This window comes from Scytonema sp. HK-05 (assembly GCF_963872035.1).
GTDB lineage: Bacteria > Cyanobacteriota > Cyanobacteriia > Cyanobacteriales > Nostocaceae > Kalymmatonema.
Map to the genome: position 1 here is coordinate 1 of NZ_CAWMYC010000120.1, position 19,277 is coordinate 19,277.

Below are 19,277 nucleotides of genomic sequence, written 5' to 3' on the forward strand. Positions count from 1 at the left end.
TTTTGAGTCGGCCGCAGGACGCGCTCAAATTCCCCCGCAATTCCTCCCGACACCGTAATCAAAGATTACGGTGTGGGACTCCGCAGCGGAGCAAGTTGAAAAGTTTGCTCAACGGGGGGAACCCCCCTTCGGGTATGCCTATGGCTAACGCCACGCCTAACGGCGAACGGCACGCCAAGGGCGTTCGCGGAGCGTCTCTGAAAGAGATACGCAGTCCCCTACGGGGGGAAACCCGCCTGCAGGGCTGTCTCACCGCACGCAACTTTTCGCTTTTTTAACGTAAGTTTTTGTTTTTGTAATGCACGACACATGGTACTTGTACTAACCCAATGATTATAAGTTGTACCCCAATATTCACAATATTCTAATAATGTCGCGTCTGGATATTGTTCAACCATTGCAGCAAGTTGAGTTTCACATTGATCCAACTCTCCCTTCATGACTCCAGTCTGTTGTCTCGGTTTTAAATGACCTTGAGTTTTCTTCATGGAGAGCAGTTTTTGTACAAAACTTTTAGCTACACCAAATCTCGAGGCCACCTTCCTGACTGAGGTGTCTCCCTGTTCGTAGGTCTTTACTATTTTTTCTCGCTGTTTCGTTGGAGTAACCTTTCATTTTAGCCATTCATGCACTACTAAGACTGTACCTCATTTACCTGGAATCTGCTGTATGTAAAAAATCTAACAAATTTATAACGTAGGACAGAATATAACATAGCTAAAGTCATAGCTAGAGAGAGATTCAGATTAGAAGTTACTAAATAAATATATAAAAAAAAGAAATATGGCTATTTTAGCCGAAAAAGTTAAATTTTCCTAAAATTCAGCAATGAATAAAATGAGCTTTTTTAATAATTCTGTGCCACCTCTGCGTCGCAAACAAGCACCGCTAAATATTCACGAGTTAGAAGAAGGACTTTGGCTAGTTAACTGGCAGATCGGCAACATTAAGCTTTATTCAAATTTTTATACCCGTATAGATCAGGCATTCATAATTTGGGGTTTGCTTCTCATCCCCATGTTTGCAACTGCCCAGTTTTTACCTATAGGTTGGGATTTGCAGGCGGCTTTGTGGTCAATCCTTTCTTTTATTGGTACTGCAGCAATGGTCTATTGGAGTACCTATTGGGTAAAGCGAAGACAGGTCATCTGGATACTGTATTGCTGGGTACTGCTGATGTTATTGGGGGTGGTGTTAACTGATTTGGGTATCTTCTTAGGATGGGGAGAAATATTATTGAATCTCTGTCCACTGTGGTTGGGATTATGTGCCCTCGGCTATCTTTGTACTGGGTTAGCAGTGCGATCACGCACCCTGCTATTCACAGGCATAGTTCATTTACTGGGAATTTTCATCTTGCCGTATAGCGGTGGTTGGCAATTTCTGGTGACTGGGGGTTTAATGGTCGTCTGCTTACTACTACTCGCTGAATTTGAGTGGGATCACTGTTAACCAGGAGACGCAACAATGCGGAGAATCACTCATGATTAAGAACTAAAAAAATAGGTGGATGTCGGATTTTCATCTCCACCTATTTTGATTTTCATTAGCTATTTTTATAAAATCATTTACCAAGTATCGGCTGCCCTTTCGTTATAAGGCTCTCCTGTAAACGGTTGTACACCGATATTAGGATATGCATCATCATTAGGTCCAAAAATACGCATTGCAGCTTCAGAAATATATTGCATCACCCTAGCAAGCATCCTGGAGAAAGCCATAATATAAGACCCCCGTTTTTTGTAATCGCTTTCATTGCGATATCTCTCCTAACATATCTACTCTAGTTCCTGATCTTCTCTGTTGGCGCTCATTGGCAATATATCTACATTCTCTGCAATATTCATTGATAGATAGTTGCAATACTTTAGCTTAGAAAACAGCCAAATTTAAGCTAAAGGATAAGGGTTTGAAACGCCTAGAATGTGAAATGTGACTATTCATCCTTCATTTGGCATACTTTCACATTTCACTAAACCCTTTGCTATATAGCAATCCTAAATCATTCCTGAACTACAAGATTCCCCACTTGTTAAAGAAGTCGGGAATCTGAAGCTGTTTCAAGCAGTTTTTTGCAATTCTCGTTCAACAATTAACATTTGTTTATGGTAGTATTTACCATAAAGCAAAGAAGTATTCTTCCAAGGGCGCTATGCCGTCAACACCCCTGCCGTCCATGCTAGGGGCTTCTAGCCTCAAGTCAAACGGATTAGTTGACCCGACGCGCGTACCTTGAGTACTACGTTATTGGTAAGCGTTTAAGTTCCTACCTACGGATGCTAACGCCCGTCTGTAGCTCTAGAAATCAAGGATTAAACAGGTATACAGTCTTTATGCCAGTGTCTTTGATATAGTACCGACCAATAACAAAGTCTCGGCTAACTTTACTCCCTTTTGGGAAGGCTCTATGGCTAACGCCGAACGGAGCAAAACCGTTATGCGTACAGGTGAGTCCAGTCAGTCATCGGCGGGTTTCCCACGCCCAGGGAACTGGCTCTCCCGTTGGGGTGAACGATTTGAGATGGTGAGCCAGTACTGAAGGAGGGTCTCCCTCCTTGGAGGTACATGGCGAACCCGTAAGGGTAATTGTCAAGCTTGAAAGTACATTACAAAAGTACACCGAGTCAAGTAACCCCAAGGCGGTAATGGTTCACAAAGAATGTAAAGCCGTCCTACAAGGACGGGGTTTCTACCCAAATTTTCGATGACAAGTTTCCCAAACTTGAACTATGGATATACAAACAACCAGCAACAGCAGAACAATCCAGAACTGACAGTTTCTGCTGTTGATTACAGCTTGCTGACAGATCTTTACCAGTTGACAATGACAGCTTGTTATACAGGTGAAGGTTTAGAACAACGACGAGCAAGCTTTGAGTTGTTTGTCAGACGTTTGCCAGACAATTTTGGCTATTTGATTGCTATGGGGCTGGCGCAAGGATTGGAATATTTGGAAAAATTCCGCTTTAGTCCGGATGGGATAAAGGCTTTGCAGGCGACAGGAATTTTTGCCAATGCCCCGGAGAGTTTTTGGTCACTGCTGGCTCAGGGACGTTTTACTGGGGATGTTTGGGCAGTACCCGAGGGAACAGCAGTGTTTGCGAATGAACCTCTGTTGCGAGTGGAAGCACCCCTTTGGCAAGCGCAACTGGTAGAAACTTACCTGTTAAATACTTTAAATTACCAAAGTTTGATTGCCACACGTGCAGCAAGATTACGCGATGTGGCGTCTCAAGCAACACTGCTGGAATTTGGGACAAGACGTGCCTTTAGCCCTCAAGGATCTTTGTGGGCGGCGCGTGCAGCGTTGGCTGGTGGTTTGGATGCGACATCAAACGTGTTAGCTGCGCTACAACTGGGAGAAAAACCTAGTGGTACGATGGCTCACGCTCTTGTTATGGCACTGTCAGCAATGGAAGGTAGCGAAGACCAAGCGTTCACAGTGTTTCATCAGTATTTTCCAGGTGCCCCTTTGTTAATTGATACTTACGATACCATCGCTGCTGCCAAGCGGTTAGCGGCGAAGGTCAATTCAGGAGAAATGAAATTATCAGGGGTTCGGTTGGACTCTGGTGATTTAGTGTCATTGTCAAAACAAGTGCGATCGCTTCTTCCCAATGTATCAATTTTGGCAAGCGGCGACTTGGACGAGTGGGAAATCGCCCGATTGATCGCTGCTGGTGCCCAGATTGATGGTTATGGACTGGGAACGCGACTGGTGACAGGTTCCCCTATCAATGGTGTCTACAAACTGGTGGAAATTGACGGCATCCCCGTGATGAAACACTCGAGTGGTAAGGCAACTTACCCAGGACGCAAGCAGATTTTTCGCTTGTTTGAGGGAGGGAAAGTGAAAGCAGACTCTTTGGACTTGGCTGCACAAGAGGAAACACAGAAAACAGAAGAAACAACAGATAAGAATGGAAAATTTCTTCAATCTTCAATCTTCAATCTTCAATCTTCGGAAGTGCCTTTGTTGCAGTTGTTTGTAAAGGAAGGCAAACGAGTGCAACCCGTAGAGACGTTGGCGGAAATTCGACAAAGAACTGCTACTTCGGTTGCTAGTTTGCCGGATGAGACGCGCCGTTTGGATAATCCGGTATCAGTCAGGGTAGAGATTTCCACCCAGTTAGAAGAGTTGACTCAAAAGACGAAGAACAATACCGCGTAGGTACACATGGGATGAGGGGGATGGGGTGAAAATTCCTAACTAATGACTAATGACTAATGACTAATGACTATTAACTAATGACTATTAACTAATGACTATGAAAGTTGCTTTATTTGGTACGAGTGCCGATCCACCAACTGCTGGGCATCAAGCGATTATCCGCTGGCTGTCAGAGCATTTTGATCATGTGGCAGTTTGGGCGGCGAATAATCCATTTAAGTCGCATCAAACACTTTTGGAACATCGGGTGGCGATGTTGCACTTGCTGATTGCGGACATAAATGGCTTGAAGCACAATATTGGTTTGGAACAGGAATTGAGTAGCTTGAGAACGCTGGAAACCTTGGAGAAAGCAAAACAGCGTTGGGGAGAGGCAGAGTTTACCTTGGTGATAGGTTCAGATTTGCTCTTTCAGCTACCTCATTGGTACCGGATTGAAGATTTGTTACAGCAAGTACAACTTTTAGTCGTACCGCGCCCAGGATATGCAATAGATGAATCTAGCTTCCAGGTGGTGCAAAATCTCGGGGGGAAAGTCACAGTTGCCAATTTTATTGGTCCAGATGTGTCCTCGACAGCTTATCGTGAAAATGGCGACAAGGAAGCCCTAACACCTCTTGTTGTTGACTATATTCATAGAGAGCATTTGTACAAATGGTTGTCCGGAAATTTGGCTTGTTGAACTATGAGCGCCTCCGCTACCATAGAATTCCATGATCCCTGAACTACCAACCTGTTGGTTGATTGTTCAGACTTTGTCTATTAAACCTTTTGTAAAAGTCAATTGGATGAAAATGAAACCACAGATTAACCACAGATGCACAAAGATAAATAACTCGTGTTAATCTGTGTGCATCTGTGGTTATAAATATCCATTAATCATACTTTTACAAGAATTCGATTACCGAAAAATGTAGTAATAAAAATCTGTCATCCATTTCAATGTGAAAAATTGCCACCAAAAAAACTTTATAAAGGAAAAGCAAGGCTTTGAACAATTAGTTCCCATGCCAGGACGCAACCAAAGAAAGATTGCAGACCAGTTAAAAGAATCACCTTTAGCAGATTTCAAAGTTGGTGTTGATAACGTAATTTTCTCTGTAGATACTGCACAGAACCGACTGCTAGTTTTATTAGTTATGAGACAGCAGGAGCCATTTTTAAATCATTGGAGTCTTCCTGGTACTTTGGTGCGTCAAGGTGAGTCTTTAGAAGATGCTGCTTATCGCATTATGGCTGAAAAAATCAGGGTAAAAAACCTTTATTTGGAGCAGCTGTATACTTTTGGAGGTCCTGAACGAGATCCACGAGAAGCAACCGATAGTTATGCAGTGCGTTATCTATCAGTGAGTTACTTTGCCCTCGTACGGTTTGAGGAAGCAGAATTGATTGCTGATGGAGTTACTGGAATAGCTTGGTATCCAGTGAAACAAGTGCCGCAATTAGCTTTTGACCATAACAAAATTTTGGCATATGGACACAGGCGTTTGCGAAATAAGTTGGAGTATAGTCCTGTGGCATTTGAAGTTTTGCCAGAAATGTTTACTTTGAATGATTTATATCAGTTATATACGACAGTCTTAGGAGATAATTTTTCGGATTACTCTAATTTTCGAGCGCGTCTCCTCAAGTTAGGTTTTTTATGCGATACAGGAATAAAAGTGTCGCGTGGTGCTGGTCGTCCAGCGACTTTATATCGTTTTGATGCCGAAGCTTTTGCTCCGTTTAAAGATAAACCTTTAGTTTTTATTTAACGGCAAATACGCAAAAAGAGAAGATATGAAAAAACCAGAGGATTGTTCTAATATTGAAGATATTCGTCAAGAAATTGATGCAATTGACAAGGAAGTCATCGCAGCTTTAGGGAGAAGATTTGCATATGTGAAAACAGCAGCAAAGTTTAAAACAAGTGCAAAAAGTGTAAAAGCACCAGACAGATTTAATTCTATGTTACAGGAAAGACGTGCTTGGGCTGAAGAAGCAGGGTTAAATCCAGACGTAATTGAAAAGCTTTATCGAGATTTGGTAAATTATTTTATTGATGAAGAAATGAAACATTGGCAAGATAGAACTTAATTATCTATCTGTACCTGATTAATTTATCTATTAGCTGTAAAATTCTGTAAAGAATGACGAATTGCATCTCTATAAAAGAAGCCTAGCAATAAATGATTATTTGAATTATCTGTGTCTATCGGTGCCCATCTGTGGTTTTACATAATAAATTCCAATCTTTGCCAGAAGTCTAACCTTTAATCCAAAATCAAAAATGAAAATTGCGATCGCTCAAATTAATCCTACAATTGGTGATTTGCCTGGAAATGCACGACAAATTCTGGAGGCGGCACAAAAGGCAGTATCAGAAGGTGCGCGTTTGTTGCTAACGCCAGAACTTTCTTTATGTGGTTATCCACCGCGTGATTTGTTACTAAATCCTAGTTTTTTACAGGCAATGGACATTGCCTTACAACAATTAGCAAGAGATTTGCCAACAGAATTAGCTGTGTTGGTAGGAACCGTTGAAAACAATTTAACAGCGCACACTCATGGCGGGAAAAGTTTATTTAATACCATTGCTTTACTAGAAAAGGGTAGGGTACAGCAACTTTTTCACAAGCGCCTTTTGCCAACGTATGATGTGTTTGATGAACATCGCTATTTTGAAGCTGGTTCAGAAGCTAATTATTTCACATTAGATGATGTTCCTATTGGTGTTACGATTTGCGAAGATTTGTGGAATGATGAGGATTTTTGGGGCAAGCGAAGTTATATCACTAATCCAATTGCTGACTTAGCAATTTTGGGTGTAGATTTTATTGTGAATTTGTCTGCCTCTCCTTACAGTGTTGGCAAGCAGAAGTTTCGAGAAGCAATGCTTAAGCATAGTGCAGTGCGTTTTCGGCAACCGATTATCTATGCCAATCAAGTCGGGGGAAATGATGATTTAATTTTTGATGGCAGAAGTTTTGCCTTGAATCGTCAGGGTGAAATAGTGTGTCGTGCCTATGGTTTTGAAAAAGATTTGGTCGTTGTGGAATTTGATGAGGTGCAACGCGATTTGCAGTTAGCTTCCATATCACCAGAATATAACTCTGACGAGGAAGAAATTTGGCAAGCTTTGGTTTTAGGATTGCGAGATTATGTCCGCAAGTGTGGCTTTTCTAAGGTAGTGTTGGGGTTAAGTGGCGGAGTAGATTCTTCATTGGTGGCGGCTATTGCTACCGCAGCACTGGGTAAAGAAAATGTCCTTGGTGTCCTCATGCCTTCCCCTTATAGTTCCGAGCATTCTATCAGTGATGCTGATGTCTTGGCAGAAAATCTTGGGATAAAAACCCACACCATACCAATAGGCGAGTTAATGCAAGGGTATGACAAGACGCTAGCTGAGTTATTTGCAGGAACAGAGTTTGGACTAGCAGAGGAGAATCTTCAATCCCGAATTAGGGGGAATTTATTGATGGCAATTTCCAATAAATTCGGTCATCTCCTTCTCTCCACTGGCAATAAGTCAGAAATGGCAGTTGGTTACTGCACGCTTTACGGTGATATGAATGGAGGGTTAGCAGTCATTGCTGATGTGCCTAAAACCCGTGTTTATTCGATTTGCCAATGGTTAAATCGTAATGGTGAAATTATTCCACAAAACGTCCTCACCAAAGCACCCAGCGCCGAACTTAAACCAGGTCAAGTTGACCAAGACTCGCTACCAGCTTACGACATTTTGGACGACATCTTGCAACGCCTGATTCACAACCACGAATCAGCAGCACAAATTGTTGCCGCCGGTCATGATCCAGCGACTGTAGACAGAGTGATTAGTTTGGTGGCGCGTTCGGAATTTAAACGCCGACAAGCACCCCCGGGATTGAAAATTACGGATCGCGCTTTTGGGACTGGTTGGCGAATGCCTATTGCTAGTAAATGGGCTGCTATCAAAAATAGTTACAATCCTGTTTTCTCTCTACGCCAATAGCTCCCCTGCTGGATTTACAATTCCTTTGTTGATGTAAAAAGTATTGCTCTTATGGTGAATCAAGGTCCAATCCCAGTTGTGATCATCGGTGCTGCGGGCAAAATGGGTCGTGAGGTGGTAAAAGCGGTGGCGCAAGCACCAGATATGAATCTTGTAGGTGCGATTGATACAACTCCCGAACTTCAAGGGAAGGATGCAGGAGAACTGGCGGGTTTAGGTGAAGCTTTGGAAATTCCAATTACCAATCAATTGGAACCGATGCTAGCGTTTGCGGCTCAAGAAAGACAGCCAGGGGTGATGGTAGATTTTACCCATCCCAATTCTGTGTATGACAACGTTCGTAGTGCGATCGCCTATGGTCTTCGTCCAGTTGTAGGTACCACCGGGTTAAGTCAAGAACAAATTCAAGACTTAGCAGAATTTGCGGATAAGGCGAGTACTGGATGTTTGATTATTCCCAACTTTTGTATTGGCGTGGTACTGCTGCAACAAGCAGCAGTCGCTGCGTCTCAATATTTTGACCACGTTGAGATTATTGAACTGCATCACAACCAAAAAGCTGATGCTCCCAGCGGTACAGCAATTCAAACTGCTCAAATGCTGGCAGAAGTTGGTAAAACATATAACCAGGCTATTGTGGAAGAAACGGAGAAATTACCAGGTGCGCGGGGTAGCCAAGCCGACGAGGGCGTTAGAATTCATAGCGTCCGTTTACCGGGACTGATTGCTCATCAAGAAGTCATTTTTGGTGCAGCAGGTCAAATTTATACGCTCAGACATGATACAAGCGATCGCGCTGCCTATATGCCAGGAGTCCTACTGGCAATTCGTAAAGTCCTCCAGTTAAAGTCGTTAGTATATGGATTAGAAAAAATTCTTTAAAAGACTCAGCACTCACCACTTAGAACTTAGCACTCATGATAGTCCCACTGACTCGCCAGAAATTTGAACAACTCATTCCTCTCATTGCCACTGGTCTACAGTACAAGTACTACTGGGGAAACTTCTCAGACTTTTTGCAGCGACTGCTCATTTCTGTAGTGACAGTTGCTGTTGTTTTCCTTGTCAAAGTTTTTCTGGGACTTGATTTTGGTATCGTATTTTTGATCGGACTCATTGGTGCTTTTTACTGGCTGTGGGGACCAGTGTTTTGGGCTAGTATGCGGAATGCAAAATGCCGCCGTTACAAATACAGCGGTTTTCTGCGTGGTCGAGTGCTGGATTACTGGATTACAGAAGAGTTGATTGGTAAACAGGAAACTGTCGATAAAAAAGGCGATTTGGTGATTGTCGAAAACCGAGAAAAACGGATTAACTTGGAAATCGGCGATGACACAGGATTTACTGTTGAGTATCAAGCGCCGCTGCGGGTTGCCTACAAAGTCATTGCTCGCGGTCAGAGGGCAGAATTATTGGTTATGTCGAATCGCCCAGATTTGAGCAGTATTGACGAAATTTCCGATATTTATATTCCCAGTCGAGACTTATGGGTAAGTGATTATCCTTGTATCCAACGTGATTTCTTTACTGGGGTCAGTAGCCGCCTGCGCCGCGATGAAGAAGATGAAAGACCGCGTCGCCGTCGCCGTAGGGTGGAGAGTTAGAGGGGATGAGGAGGACAAATCAATTCACGCATTCGCTCATTCAAAATTTAAAATTCATCTCTGTACGGCATTAGGAGTCTGCCCCATCTCCCTCATCTCCCTTATAGCGCTTCTCATTTCAATGAAGTACAGATTTATCTGTGTAGCCTACGGCACGGCTTACGCCTACATCTGTGGTTCATTATTTCCTTGGTGTACCTTACTCCAGGTTCTTACCGCTATATCTCCCCTCAATCCCTTGTTTAAGGGTATTTGAAACCACAGATACACAAAGCATTGCACGCGGATAAATACAGATAAGTTATCTGTGTGCATCTGTGTTTATCTGTGGTTCCATTTTCAAAAAATTGACTTTTGTCAAAGGTCTAGGATTCAGCACTAGGAGAAGAGCGACTGAAAATAGGGGAAAGGTAAGCAACCAAAGCACCGATGAGGAAACCGGAAATATTGCGAATGATAGGTAGCCACTCGCTTGTTCGTGTAACTACTGGTCCAAGACCGAAGGCAATAAATAAGATTCCCCATAAAGGAGAAAAGATTAAAGCCCATTGCCAAGCAAAAATTTGTCCCTCCTCACGAGGTTGAGCTGCCAATCCACAGATGATTCCACCAATAACTGAAGTAATCAGAGTCAGAATCCACTGCTCGCGTGGGAGTCCGGGAACAACAGCGCAACCACCCTGACGCAAACAAGTTTTCACTGTTTCCATAGCTTGGAGAATCGCTTGGTCTTCGCCTTCTTCTCGCACAAAGTACAAATTGCCAAAGCGGGTTTGCAATTCAATCCAGAAAGTGCGTGAGAGGAGTTCATAAACCGCGTCGCCGACACTAAAGCTGAGAATGTTACCGCCACGAGAATCAGCAACCAATAAAACGCTTTTGTCATCTAAACCCCAAAACTTGATCACAGCCCGACCTGGACTACGGTCATATTGGGTCAATACTCGCAGTTTCCAGCCGGTTTCGGCTTCAAATTGCTCTAGTTCTTTAACAAGTTTTTCTTCTTGAACGCTGGTCAGAGATTTCGCTAAATCTACAACTGGGGTTGGGGTAGCGGGTAGTAATTCAGGATTGTCATAAGCGTATGCGCTGGGAGAATGCGTTGCCCAGATTGATCCAGCTAGGAAAAATACTGTCACAAAAGCCAGAATTCGTCGCCAAAAACTATGGTGCATGAGCTTTTTTATACAGATATCCACAGGAAAAGTGAACAAGTTGTTTTAAAAGAGTACGCGAAAAGTGATACTTCTTTACACTTTTTAACTTTAATCTAATCTAATGCTTTAGATCCAGAAGTTACAAGGTTAGGTATATGAGAATAAGGGCACAAAGCACTGCGCCCCCACTCTCATATACCTTTGCCACGCTATTCTTTATCAGACCAATTCTCAGATTCTGTCTGACGCTGTAAATCTTCTTGCTCAAAATTGGTTTCCCAATCAGCAGCATCGTTGTAATCATTGTTGATGCTGTAACCTTGCGTATTTGTGAAGCGATTCTCTTGCCTTAAGGCTTGCCGTTCTTGCAATGTTAGCTTTGCTTTTTGAGATGGCGGCAGACGGTCAACTGTTCGTTTTGAAGATTTCGAGCGAGTAAAGGATTTCCAGGCAGCTTTTACACCGACCATGATACTGCGCGTGCCGACTTGAACGTTTTGCGCTTGCTTTTTGGCACTATCAAGGCTTTGATCCACTTGTTTGACGACTTGACCAGCACTTTTTACCCCATCACTGACATCATCAGTTAAGTCAGTGATTTCCAAACTGGTCATGCGAATGGCATCTAGAGTGGGTGGTAACTCTTTATAAAGAGTGTCAAATAACTTTTCTGCACTGCGGGCTGCTCTTGCTAATTCCTGCAAAGCTGGTATCGCCGCCACCAAAACAGCAGTGAGACTGGCGGCGACTAGGAGTATAGACAGTCCCAGCCAAAACAGGGGGTCAATCACTTTAATATCTTCTACTAGCTATCTAGATGTTGAGAAAGGGAATCAGACTCTTGTTGAGCATTTTGCTGCTTTACCGCTTGGGTTTCTCGCAAACTGGCATCTACGCCAGCTGCGATCGCTTCCCGCAGTCGATCCAAAGTCTCATCCCAGTTAGAGCGTGCGTTTGCAGAAAGGCGATCTGCTTGTATTTGCACACTCGTTGATATATCTTCTGCCAATTCTGGTAACGCACTGGCAGATTTCTTCAAGAGTTGACGAGTTTCGCGTCCCGTACGTGGAGCAATCAGCAACCCGGTTAAGGCACCGAGGGTAGCTCCTATCATCATACCGCCAACAAATAATCCAGAACGGTTGTTAGACATTTTTTGTTCCTCTCCTTACACCCATTTTATGCGGGTTTTCACGTCGCAGCGAAATCCAAAAGATTTTATCTTCCTATTTACAGAGACAATGAATTACCCACAAAGGTTGCCTTGACGTAGCCAACAGGGTTGGGATGTAACCAAAACTCTAAAACCTACTGCTTCACTCAATCTATAATCTGAGACATTCTGCCTTGTTCCTGTGTCCTCCTATACTGTTTACTTCCTCATTTTCAGAGGTTTTGAGCGTAACCTAATAAAATTACGACGCCAGACTTGTTGTCCGAGAGCAAGGAGGCTGAAAATCTGCCGTACTCGCTGGATTTGTAGCTGTGGTGATTGGTGTGTCTGCCGCAGATTATGAACATTTCGCTGACCTATAGAGATAGCTGCGGGTGCGCCATATAATACCCTATGACTACTAAGTTCAGCAGCAATAAAGATATTAGCTAGCCTTGTCAGCCGTTGCTTAAGTTTGCGCACTCGCCAAGCTACGTACAGAAGAACCAGCGATATCAGTATATTGATAACGACAACGACTGTAACCATTGCTTAACTTTGTTACACCCACTCCAAGTCCTGCTCGATTATGACTCTAATTGAAGTTGTGAAAATCGCTCTTAAGTTACAGACAATGTATCGGGTGGTATGGGCGGCTACTAAGTCAAACAAATTTTTAGATTTTATTTAGGAAGAAGTTAAGGCGTTTTTCTTCAAATCATCCAAGGAAACCACTTCCAAAGCTCTAGGATGGGTTGCTGTGAGGACGACGGGGGGAGCAACGCCAGCCTCAAGAGCTTCTTGCCAACGAGCAGCACATAAACACCAGCGATCGCCCTCTTTTAAACCAGGAAATTGATGTTCTGGCATAGGGGTGCTCAGGTCATTTCCTTGCGATTTGGTGAACTCAAGAAATTCTGCTGTCATCTGCGAGCAAACAACGTGCATGCCAAAATCCATACCTCCTGTATTACAAAACCCATCGCGGTAATATCCAGTGATGGGAGAAGAGCAGCACATTTCTAGATCTCCGCCGAGTATGTTTCTTGCCTCTGTCATGACTAATTCCTTTTACTTTTTTTGGAGAAAGTAGGCAAATTTGCTCAGCCGTTCAAGTCACGACTTTTGCAACTTTCCTTAATAATATGACTTAACTGACGGGGAGTTTGAGGGGCTATAAGTCCCGCACCATAGCCGGAGGATTGGTGCCGGGATACATGGACCCCTCAGGGCAACTGAGTGGGGTTCAATGCCCCCGAAGTTGCCAATGAACGCATGAACTCACGAATGATATCTGACTTGCTTCGTCTTGTTTTCTTTGCATATTGCTCTAGTATTTCCCATTCCTCTTCTGTAACGCGAAGATGAACCTGTTTCTCTTGCTTCTCAATCATTTTGTGTACCAATCTGGTACACTAATTGTATCAGCTAACCACTGACCACTCGACACAAACGAACTGCAATGCAGGTGAACAGTGCGAACGTTGGGAACGGTACAGAACCATGACAATTGGTAGGGGGTTGCATTGAGAAAGATTGCTTCATGCATGAAACCATCAATGCGTAAAACCAGTTTGGTTTGGTTGTACAGAACTTTTGTTCCTTGTACAAAGACTCCGTGGGGCGTCAGGAGTCTCTAAACTGCCTGTGGAGGTATCGTTCTCGGGGATAAGCATACACGAGTGTGCTCATCTAGATGCGACCAATGAAGCAGGAAAATCTCTAAAGCGATTTAGAGAAGCCCGCACTGTACCGCTTGCGGTCAGTGTCGGGAGAACGTCACTAATAATTGAATATCTATTTGCCAGATGCCTCATATCATGTCCGGCTAATTAGTTATGATTGCCACATTCACTGCACCCCACCCCTTAATCCCCTCCCCGCAAGTTATGATTGCCACGTTAACTGCACCCCACCCCTTAATCCCCTCCCCGCTTGCGAGGAGGGGAGGTGAAGCGCAGCTTTACCGGGGTGGGGTTCTTAGGGTAATGATAAGTATTTAACCGGACTTGATATTAGAGGTTTTGACGTAGCCACTCATCAGGGTGGAGTTATTCCCAAATCATTTGTAAATCTAAAACAAACCCTGGTAAAACTTCTTCACCAGACAGGGTTTGAGGCGATTGCAAGACTTCCTTTTCGCGTTGAGGGCGATAAATTTCGACTTGCCGATCCTGGTAGTTCATCAGCCAACCCAAACGGCAGCCGTTGTCCTGGTATTCCTGCATTTTTGCTTGTAACGGTTTAAGCGAATCAGTTTTGGAGCGCAATTCAATGACAAAATCAGGACAAAGCGGGGGAAAAGAATCTTGTTCGTTTTGGGTGAGAGCATTCCAGCGTTCTAAGATAATCCATGCTGCATCAGGGGAACGTTCTGCACCGTTGGGTAAGCGAAAAATGGTGGAGGAATCAAAGACAACGCCTAAACGAGTTTGACGGTTCCACAAATTAAGGTCAGTTGTAAGATCAGCATTGCGTCTACCCGTATTTCCGCCAGTGGGAGGCATAATAGATAATTCTCCATCAGCACTAAGTTCTATCCGTAGATCGGGGTTAGCAAGAGCAATTTGCTCAAATTGTTCGTGAGTGAGGCGAATGACAGGGCGAAGGTCAAGGGTTAGGGGATTCATAGTAGCATTCGCAGGAGTGAGGAGAATGTCATCTATTTTTATTATGCGTTCCACTTGCGAACGTCTATTTTTCCTGTCATGGCATCGGAAATTAAGGTGGTGCAAAAACGGTTGTCCTCCTGTCCACTCTAAAATTTCCCGCATCACCGCTTGAGGCTTACTAAATTTCCCCTCCAAACCTATTTGTAATGGCTCAACTTCATGCAGTTGAAACCCCTTCAGAGAAATAGCTTTACCAATATTAAATGGGGTACGTTGTTTATCTTCTATTAGATTGCTTGGTGATGCGACTCCCAACAAACAAAAGGTGAGGCGATTAAATTCGGGATTATCAACACGCTGATTATAACAGGAACGGATAAAAGCAAAGAAATCATCAGTAGGAAATTTGAGACTTAAAACGCTATCAATTTCGTCAATAAAAATTACAATATTTTCTCTAATCTCTACCAGCAGCTTCTTTTCCAGAAAATTACCAAATCGCAGCAAAGATGAGTTTAATTGGTTCTTCTCCCACCACTGTTGAAAATCTACATCCAAGTCAAAGCTGTCAATGAGCTTGACAATCAAATCTGCATACCAATTTTCTTGCGTTGCACTCTGAATACTAACAGAAGACAAATCAATCGATGCACACTCCACACCAGCTTCCGAGAGGCGGCTCATTGTTCTCACACGCAAGCTGGACTTTCCACTTTGTCGGGAGTTCAATACATAACAAAATTTCCCTTGCTTAAGTGCTTCATACAATTCCTCATCAGCTTCCCGTGTGACATAAGTGCTAGCATTTTCAGGCAAGCTTCCAGAAAAGATATATTCGTTGATATACTCTTCATCCATAACTTACCTCAAGCGTACCGAAAAATATTGACGATATAAATCGCAGCTAGGAAGGCAATCATTACGCACAATTTTCACCAACCCTAAACTGTGCAGTTTGAAGGTAATTTCAGGATTAAGTTGCACAGGTTCATTTGCCGTCACTACTCTTTTATAAGCTGATTCTAGCTGAGGATTATCTTGTAAACATTCCAGTAGTTCTCGTAAATGGTGGCTAAAAATTCCTTGTTCCGTTGCGGCGAGTGTCAAAAGTTCTTTTAGAGGCATTTGGTGACTTTTGAGATTCTCCAACGTCTCCTGCATTAAATAAGGATGTCCTCCTAACAATTCCATCAGTTGAGTTAAATCTTGTTCTCCCAACTGTCCATTTAATTCATACTGGTTCACCATTTCTTCTACCTGCTTCTGGTTAAATTCAGGTAATTCAATCGCTAATCCAACATTAAACGGTGAGCGATTCGTGTCTAAAGTAGGATAAAGTTCAGTCGAATTAACCACCACTAACCTAATTTTTTTCCAAACTTTACCCATCCTGTCCCCTTGTTTGGCAGTTTCATACCAACTCCTCAGCAGTAAGCAAAATTCGGAGAAAATGTTTTCACATTTAAACAGCCGCTCAAAGTTATCTATGGCAAGAACAACAGGACTATCAATTTCTGATAATAAATATTTTTGAAAGTAACGAGTACAGCTTGTATTCAGTCCGTTACTATCTTGCCAGTAGTCATCCAACTTAGCTTCCAGTTCCAAACTGTCAGAAACATTGACGCACAACCACTGCAAGAAAGTCTTCAAGTCTGCTAGGGTAGAACTATCAGCTAGCTTCAAATCTAATTTTGCTGTTTGATAACCCTGCTGCCTAGCATAGTCGAGTAATTTCTCTAACAGCAATGTTTTACCCATCTTTTGCGGAGCTTTAATACGAATCAACGCACCAGGTTGCAAAATAGCTTTATAGCATTTTTCTTCAATCGGTGGGCGTTGAATATATATGCTTGTTGATATTGCTGACAAGTTTGCAGATAGTTCTTCTGAGGAAAACTGAAGCGGTAAATCACTCTTAGGGATGAGTTGAGGTATTAAGTCTTGTGCTAAGCCTGCCATGCGAATGGCATTACAACCAACTTTATAGGCAAACTCATAACTCTTACCTGCTCCTAGAGCATCATAAAAACCCACAGCAAATTCAATTGCTGCCTGATCTTGAATTGCCTGACTCATACCCACCACATAATTAATGTGTCGGGCTATTTCTTGTGCCTGATATTTTGAGTAGCAAGCATTGAGGACAACACACTCTATTTGGTTAGCGAACAGTTGAAACAATTCCGCTAAAGCTTCTGCATCAACTAACTTGGTTTGACCGGTTTCATCTTCAAAAACCAAGCCTTCTTCTCCAGAACCATGTCCAGAAAAGTGAATTATATGTGGTTCGTAATCCAGAATAGCTCTACGTATATCTCTGTGGCGTACTGCTTTTGCTGTTTGTATTAAATAATCATCACGCTTTTTTGCTCGTTTTAATCCGTCTTCAATTTCGCGCATCTCCTCATCCAGACGAAGTCGGCTGGTACCTTTAGGATTTGCTGATAACAGCAGGATTTTTCGAGTTCGATTATTACTACTCATTAAAAGCGATCGCTTTCTAAAAACCTGATCCACTCATCAGGGTGACATTAAGTCTGATAGCACCGCAAGGACGACAAAACAATTTGTTACTCAACAACTGCTGGCATAAAAAGATTTGCCAGTTCCAAATTGCCAAATGAAGCGATCGCAAGCTTGTGCTGCCGTTGTTGCTGGATAGTTTACAAGTGAGCCAGCGCCTCCTTCATCGTACTATGTGACACTCATGCCAATGATCGCAATTTGATTTGTAGCGAAATAGTTTGCGATCGCCGCAAATTAAATTATGTCAGTAGTAGTGCGATGGGCTATGCTGCGCCTTCGGCGATAGTCAACAATTAGCCTTTAACATCGGCGTGTCTGTTCTCGATAAGCTTTTGGTGTCATCCCCACACATTTGTGGAAAAGTGCTGTGAAGTTGCTTTGACTTGAACAGCCAACTTACACAGATTTATTTCTGTAGTTGGACGTATTGACAAAATCGACTCGCTTTTAACTTGTTACAAATGACATCGAATAGCTTCTTCAACCTGAAGGCGATCGCAACGGTTAAATCAGTCCTGAGTCCTGAGTCCTGAGTCAGTCAGGCGTATGGTGGGGGACCCGCTCACCGCCACCAACGCCTGAGGTGCTCTTGGTGGGGGACGCGCGACCACTCGTATTTAACTGATAACTGCGGCTGGTACTGTTCACTGTTAAAGCTCTGGTATAACCAAATCACGCTTAAAGCTGGCGTAGGCAGCAATGATGATTGCTGCACTGTTACCACACCATCTTTTAACATCTTTCTCATGAATACCAGCATCCAGACACAAAGTAATAAAGGTGTGTCTCGTGTGGTATGGCGGTAAATACTGAATATCAGGCAATTTCTCTAATACAGACTTCCAAGCACGGTTACAGAAATTGTGAGAGTCAATGTAGCTACCTTTAGGACTAGGAAATACTAGGTCATCAAGTTTTGCTCCTTCTGGCTTGATTGACTGTATAAAGGCTCTCATTTGGGCATTCATAGGAAAATCTCTAGCATCTTGAGTTTTTAAGCCGTCCTTGAGAGTCAATCCATCAATGCCTTCTACCACTGCACAATCGAAATGAATATGAGTATTGGATACATTACCCCAAGTCAAAGCAATCGCTTCACTGGGACGGCATCCTGAGTAAAAGCAAAAATACACGTAGTTGTAGTAATGGCTGTAGTAGCGGTTGGACTTGAAGGTATTTAAAATTGCGTCACGCTCACTTGCTGTAAATGCCTTAATCACGTCATGAGTCTTTCTCTGTGATTTAGGCATGGTGATAGTTTTCTTGACTAAGACAAAAGGGTTAGTTGAGATAGTTCCGTTGATCAGGTGATGCTCACAGCAAGCGTTAATCTGTGTCATGTACCGTTTTGCAGCATTAGGGGTACAGTTAGCTACTAGCCAATCACGGATAGCTACAGCATCGTTTAGTGACTTGGTAGGCAACTTAGCAATGAATCGCTCAGTCTTTTTGTAGTCCTTAGCAATGGTAGACACGCTAGCTGTTTTAGCCTTGAAAGCAACGTATTGTTGCCATAGCTGATCTAAGGTCAGTTCTGGTTGACTAGAAATTTGACTAGAAACTTCTTGAACTGCTCTACGCTTGTATTTATCTAAGGTAAAGTCAAAAGCTGATTCATCACCTAGTTGGTAGCGTGTTAGGTCTGCTTGTGCATCTTTTGCAAATTGTTCAGCAATCACTCGGTTTTCTGGTGTGTCTTTCAGCTTTAAGGTGACATAGCGTTGTTTGCCATCAGCAAATAGCGTTCTAGGAAACTGCAACCGTAAGTAACCTTTATCAACGCCTACGCAAATAAAACCCTTGCTAGCTCTAACTTGTGTAGGTTTGGTATACATGACTAGAAAAACACCTCTACTCTATTAGATATTCTAGTCATTTTCTAGTCAAAATATATACTACTTGCCTCTTCTTACCTTTAGCAAGAAGCTTTAAATCCTTATCTGCTGTTTATTTCTGTGAATGCCAGGAACCAGATTTGAACTGGTGACACGAGGATTTTCAGTCCTCTGCTCTACCAACTGAGCTATCCCGGCGTGGTTTTTTTTGTTTGCCACGATTACTTAATGTAGCAAAGTCAT

General features: G+C 42.9%; 21 protein-coding genes, 1 tRNA gene and 2 pseudogenes. 9 read left to right on the top strand and 15 right to left on the bottom strand.

All coding sequences use genetic code 11. The annotated features are described in order from the left end of the window. Positions 1-218: 218 nt before the first annotated feature. Positions 219-581: a helix-turn-helix domain-containing protein gene (locus AACT52_RS25205; protein ID WP_073633789.1), complete on the bottom strand. Its 363-nt coding sequence runs from the start codon at positions 579-581 to the stop codon at positions 219-221. Positions 582-837: 256 nt separating this feature from the next. Here AACT52_RS25205 and AACT52_RS25210 point away from each other — a divergent pair, with 256 nt between their 5' ends. Further along, positions 838-1,452 (top strand): hypothetical protein, encoded by a 615-nt coding sequence (locus AACT52_RS25210; RefSeq protein ID WP_073633790.1) that lies wholly within the window; start codon positions 838-840, stop codon positions 1,450-1,452. Between the two features lie 116 nt (positions 1,453-1,568). Here the strand turns inward: AACT52_RS25210 and AACT52_RS25215 are convergent, their stop codons facing one another. Further along, entirely contained in the window at positions 1,569-1,721 is a 153-nt protein-coding gene (locus AACT52_RS25215; protein WP_198940988.1) for a hypothetical protein, read from the bottom strand. 686 nt (positions 1,722-2,407) lie between these two features. Here AACT52_RS25215 and AACT52_RS25220 point away from each other — a divergent pair. The 8 genes from AACT52_RS25220 to AACT52_RS25255 all read left to right on the top strand — a co-directional run bounded on the left by AACT52_RS25220 (position 2,408) and on the right by AACT52_RS25255 (position 9,748). Beyond that, on the top strand, positions 2,408-2,539 hold the full coding sequence (locus AACT52_RS25220) for a hypothetical protein (protein ID WP_272937119.1): 132 nt from the start codon (positions 2,408-2,410) through the stop codon (positions 2,537-2,539). 165 nt (positions 2,540-2,704) lie between these two features. Further along, on the top strand, positions 2,705-4,171 hold the full coding sequence (locus AACT52_RS25225; protein ID WP_073633791.1) for a nicotinate phosphoribosyltransferase: 1,467 nt from the start codon (positions 2,705-2,707) through the stop codon (positions 4,169-4,171). A 97-nt stretch (positions 4,172-4,268) separates the two neighbouring features. Next, positions 4,269-4,853, top strand: a complete 585-nt coding sequence (locus AACT52_RS25230) for a nicotinate-nucleotide adenylyltransferase (protein ID WP_073633792.1) — start codon at positions 4,269-4,271, stop codon at positions 4,851-4,853. 325 nt (positions 4,854-5,178) lie between these two features. Beyond that, complete coding sequence (locus AACT52_RS25235) at positions 5,179-5,925, top strand: NUDIX hydrolase (protein WP_073633793.1); 747 nt, start codon at positions 5,179-5,181, stop codon at positions 5,923-5,925. A 25-nt stretch (positions 5,926-5,950) separates the two neighbouring features. Continuing rightward, positions 5,951-6,247, top strand: coding sequence for an isochorismate lyase (locus AACT52_RS25240; protein WP_073633794.1), 297 nt, complete (start codon positions 5,951-5,953; stop codon positions 6,245-6,247). A gap of 193 nt (positions 6,248-6,440) precedes the next feature. Continuing rightward, positions 6,441-8,144 (top strand): NAD+ synthase, encoded by a 1,704-nt coding sequence (locus AACT52_RS25245; protein WP_073633795.1) that lies wholly within the window; start codon positions 6,441-6,443, stop codon positions 8,142-8,144. Between the two features lie 51 nt (positions 8,145-8,195). Continuing rightward, complete coding sequence (dapB, locus tag AACT52_RS25250; RefSeq protein WP_073633796.1) at positions 8,196-9,026, top strand: 4-hydroxy-tetrahydrodipicolinate reductase; 831 nt, start codon at positions 8,196-8,198, stop codon at positions 9,024-9,026. Positions 9,027-9,061: 35 nt separating this feature from the next. Continuing rightward, complete coding sequence (locus AACT52_RS25255; RefSeq protein WP_073633797.1) at positions 9,062-9,748, top strand: phosphate ABC transporter permease; 687 nt, start codon at positions 9,062-9,064, stop codon at positions 9,746-9,748. Between the two features lie 365 nt (positions 9,749-10,113). On the opposite strand, the gene AACT52_RS25260 is transcribed toward AACT52_RS25255, so the two are convergent. The 13 genes and pseudogenes from AACT52_RS25260 to AACT52_RS25315 all read right to left on the bottom strand — a co-directional run bounded on the left by AACT52_RS25260 (position 10,114) and on the right by AACT52_RS25315 (position 19,232). After that, entirely contained in the window at positions 10,114-10,923 is an 810-nt protein-coding gene (locus AACT52_RS25260; protein WP_073633798.1) for a TPM domain-containing protein, read from the bottom strand. 191 nt (positions 10,924-11,114) lie between these two features. Next, positions 11,115-11,696 (bottom strand): hypothetical protein, encoded by a 582-nt coding sequence (locus AACT52_RS25265; protein WP_073633799.1) that lies wholly within the window; start codon positions 11,694-11,696, stop codon positions 11,115-11,117. A 14-nt stretch (positions 11,697-11,710) separates the two neighbouring features. Further along, on the bottom strand, positions 11,711-12,058 hold the full coding sequence (locus AACT52_RS25270) for a YtxH domain-containing protein (protein WP_073633800.1): 348 nt from the start codon (positions 12,056-12,058) through the stop codon (positions 11,711-11,713). A gap of 219 nt (positions 12,059-12,277) precedes the next feature. Next, the gene (locus AACT52_RS25275) at positions 12,278-12,607 is read right to left on the bottom strand and encodes a hypothetical protein (protein WP_073633801.1); all 330 of its coding nucleotides are present in this window, start codon (positions 12,605-12,607) and stop codon (positions 12,278-12,280) included. Positions 12,608-12,745: 138 nt separating this feature from the next. Beyond that, on the bottom strand, positions 12,746-13,117 hold the full coding sequence (locus AACT52_RS25280; RefSeq protein WP_073633802.1) for a DUF2237 family protein: 372 nt from the start codon (positions 13,115-13,117) through the stop codon (positions 12,746-12,748). Positions 13,118-13,284: 167 nt separating this feature from the next. Then, complete coding sequence (locus AACT52_RS25285; protein ID WP_083630541.1) at positions 13,285-13,452, bottom strand: ribbon-helix-helix protein, CopG family; 168 nt, start codon at positions 13,450-13,452, stop codon at positions 13,285-13,287. Further along, positions 13,449-13,607 (bottom strand): hypothetical protein, encoded by a 159-nt coding sequence (locus AACT52_RS25290; RefSeq protein WP_158054773.1) that lies wholly within the window; start codon positions 13,605-13,607, stop codon positions 13,449-13,451. The genes AACT52_RS25285 and AACT52_RS25290 overlap by 4 nt, the downstream gene beginning before the upstream one ends. A 502-nt stretch (positions 13,608-14,109) precedes the next feature. Further along, positions 14,110-14,688, bottom strand: coding sequence for a Uma2 family endonuclease (locus tag AACT52_RS25295; RefSeq protein ID WP_073633848.1), 579 nt, complete (start codon positions 14,686-14,688; stop codon positions 14,110-14,112). 51 nt (positions 14,689-14,739) lie between these two features. Further along, a pseudogene (locus AACT52_RS25300) lies at positions 14,740-15,528 on the bottom strand (AAA-like domain-containing protein); the annotation flags it as partial. A gap of 3 nt (positions 15,529-15,531) precedes the next feature. Then, positions 15,532-17,157, bottom strand: coding sequence for an AAA-like domain-containing protein (locus AACT52_RS25305; RefSeq protein WP_073633803.1), 1,626 nt, complete (start codon positions 17,155-17,157; stop codon positions 15,532-15,534). A gap of 342 nt (positions 17,158-17,499) precedes the next feature. Beyond that, positions 17,500-17,586: pseudogene (locus AACT52_RS41515) on the bottom strand (hypothetical protein); the annotation flags it as partial. A 263-nt stretch (positions 17,587-17,849) separates the two neighbouring features. Next, entirely contained in the window at positions 17,850-19,034 is a 1,185-nt protein-coding gene (locus AACT52_RS25310; protein WP_073633804.1) for a tyrosine-type recombinase/integrase, read from the bottom strand. A 125-nt stretch (positions 19,035-19,159) separates the two neighbouring features. After that, a tRNA-Phe gene (locus tag AACT52_RS25315) sits at positions 19,160-19,232 on the bottom strand. Positions 19,233-19,277 lie beyond the last annotated feature (45 nt).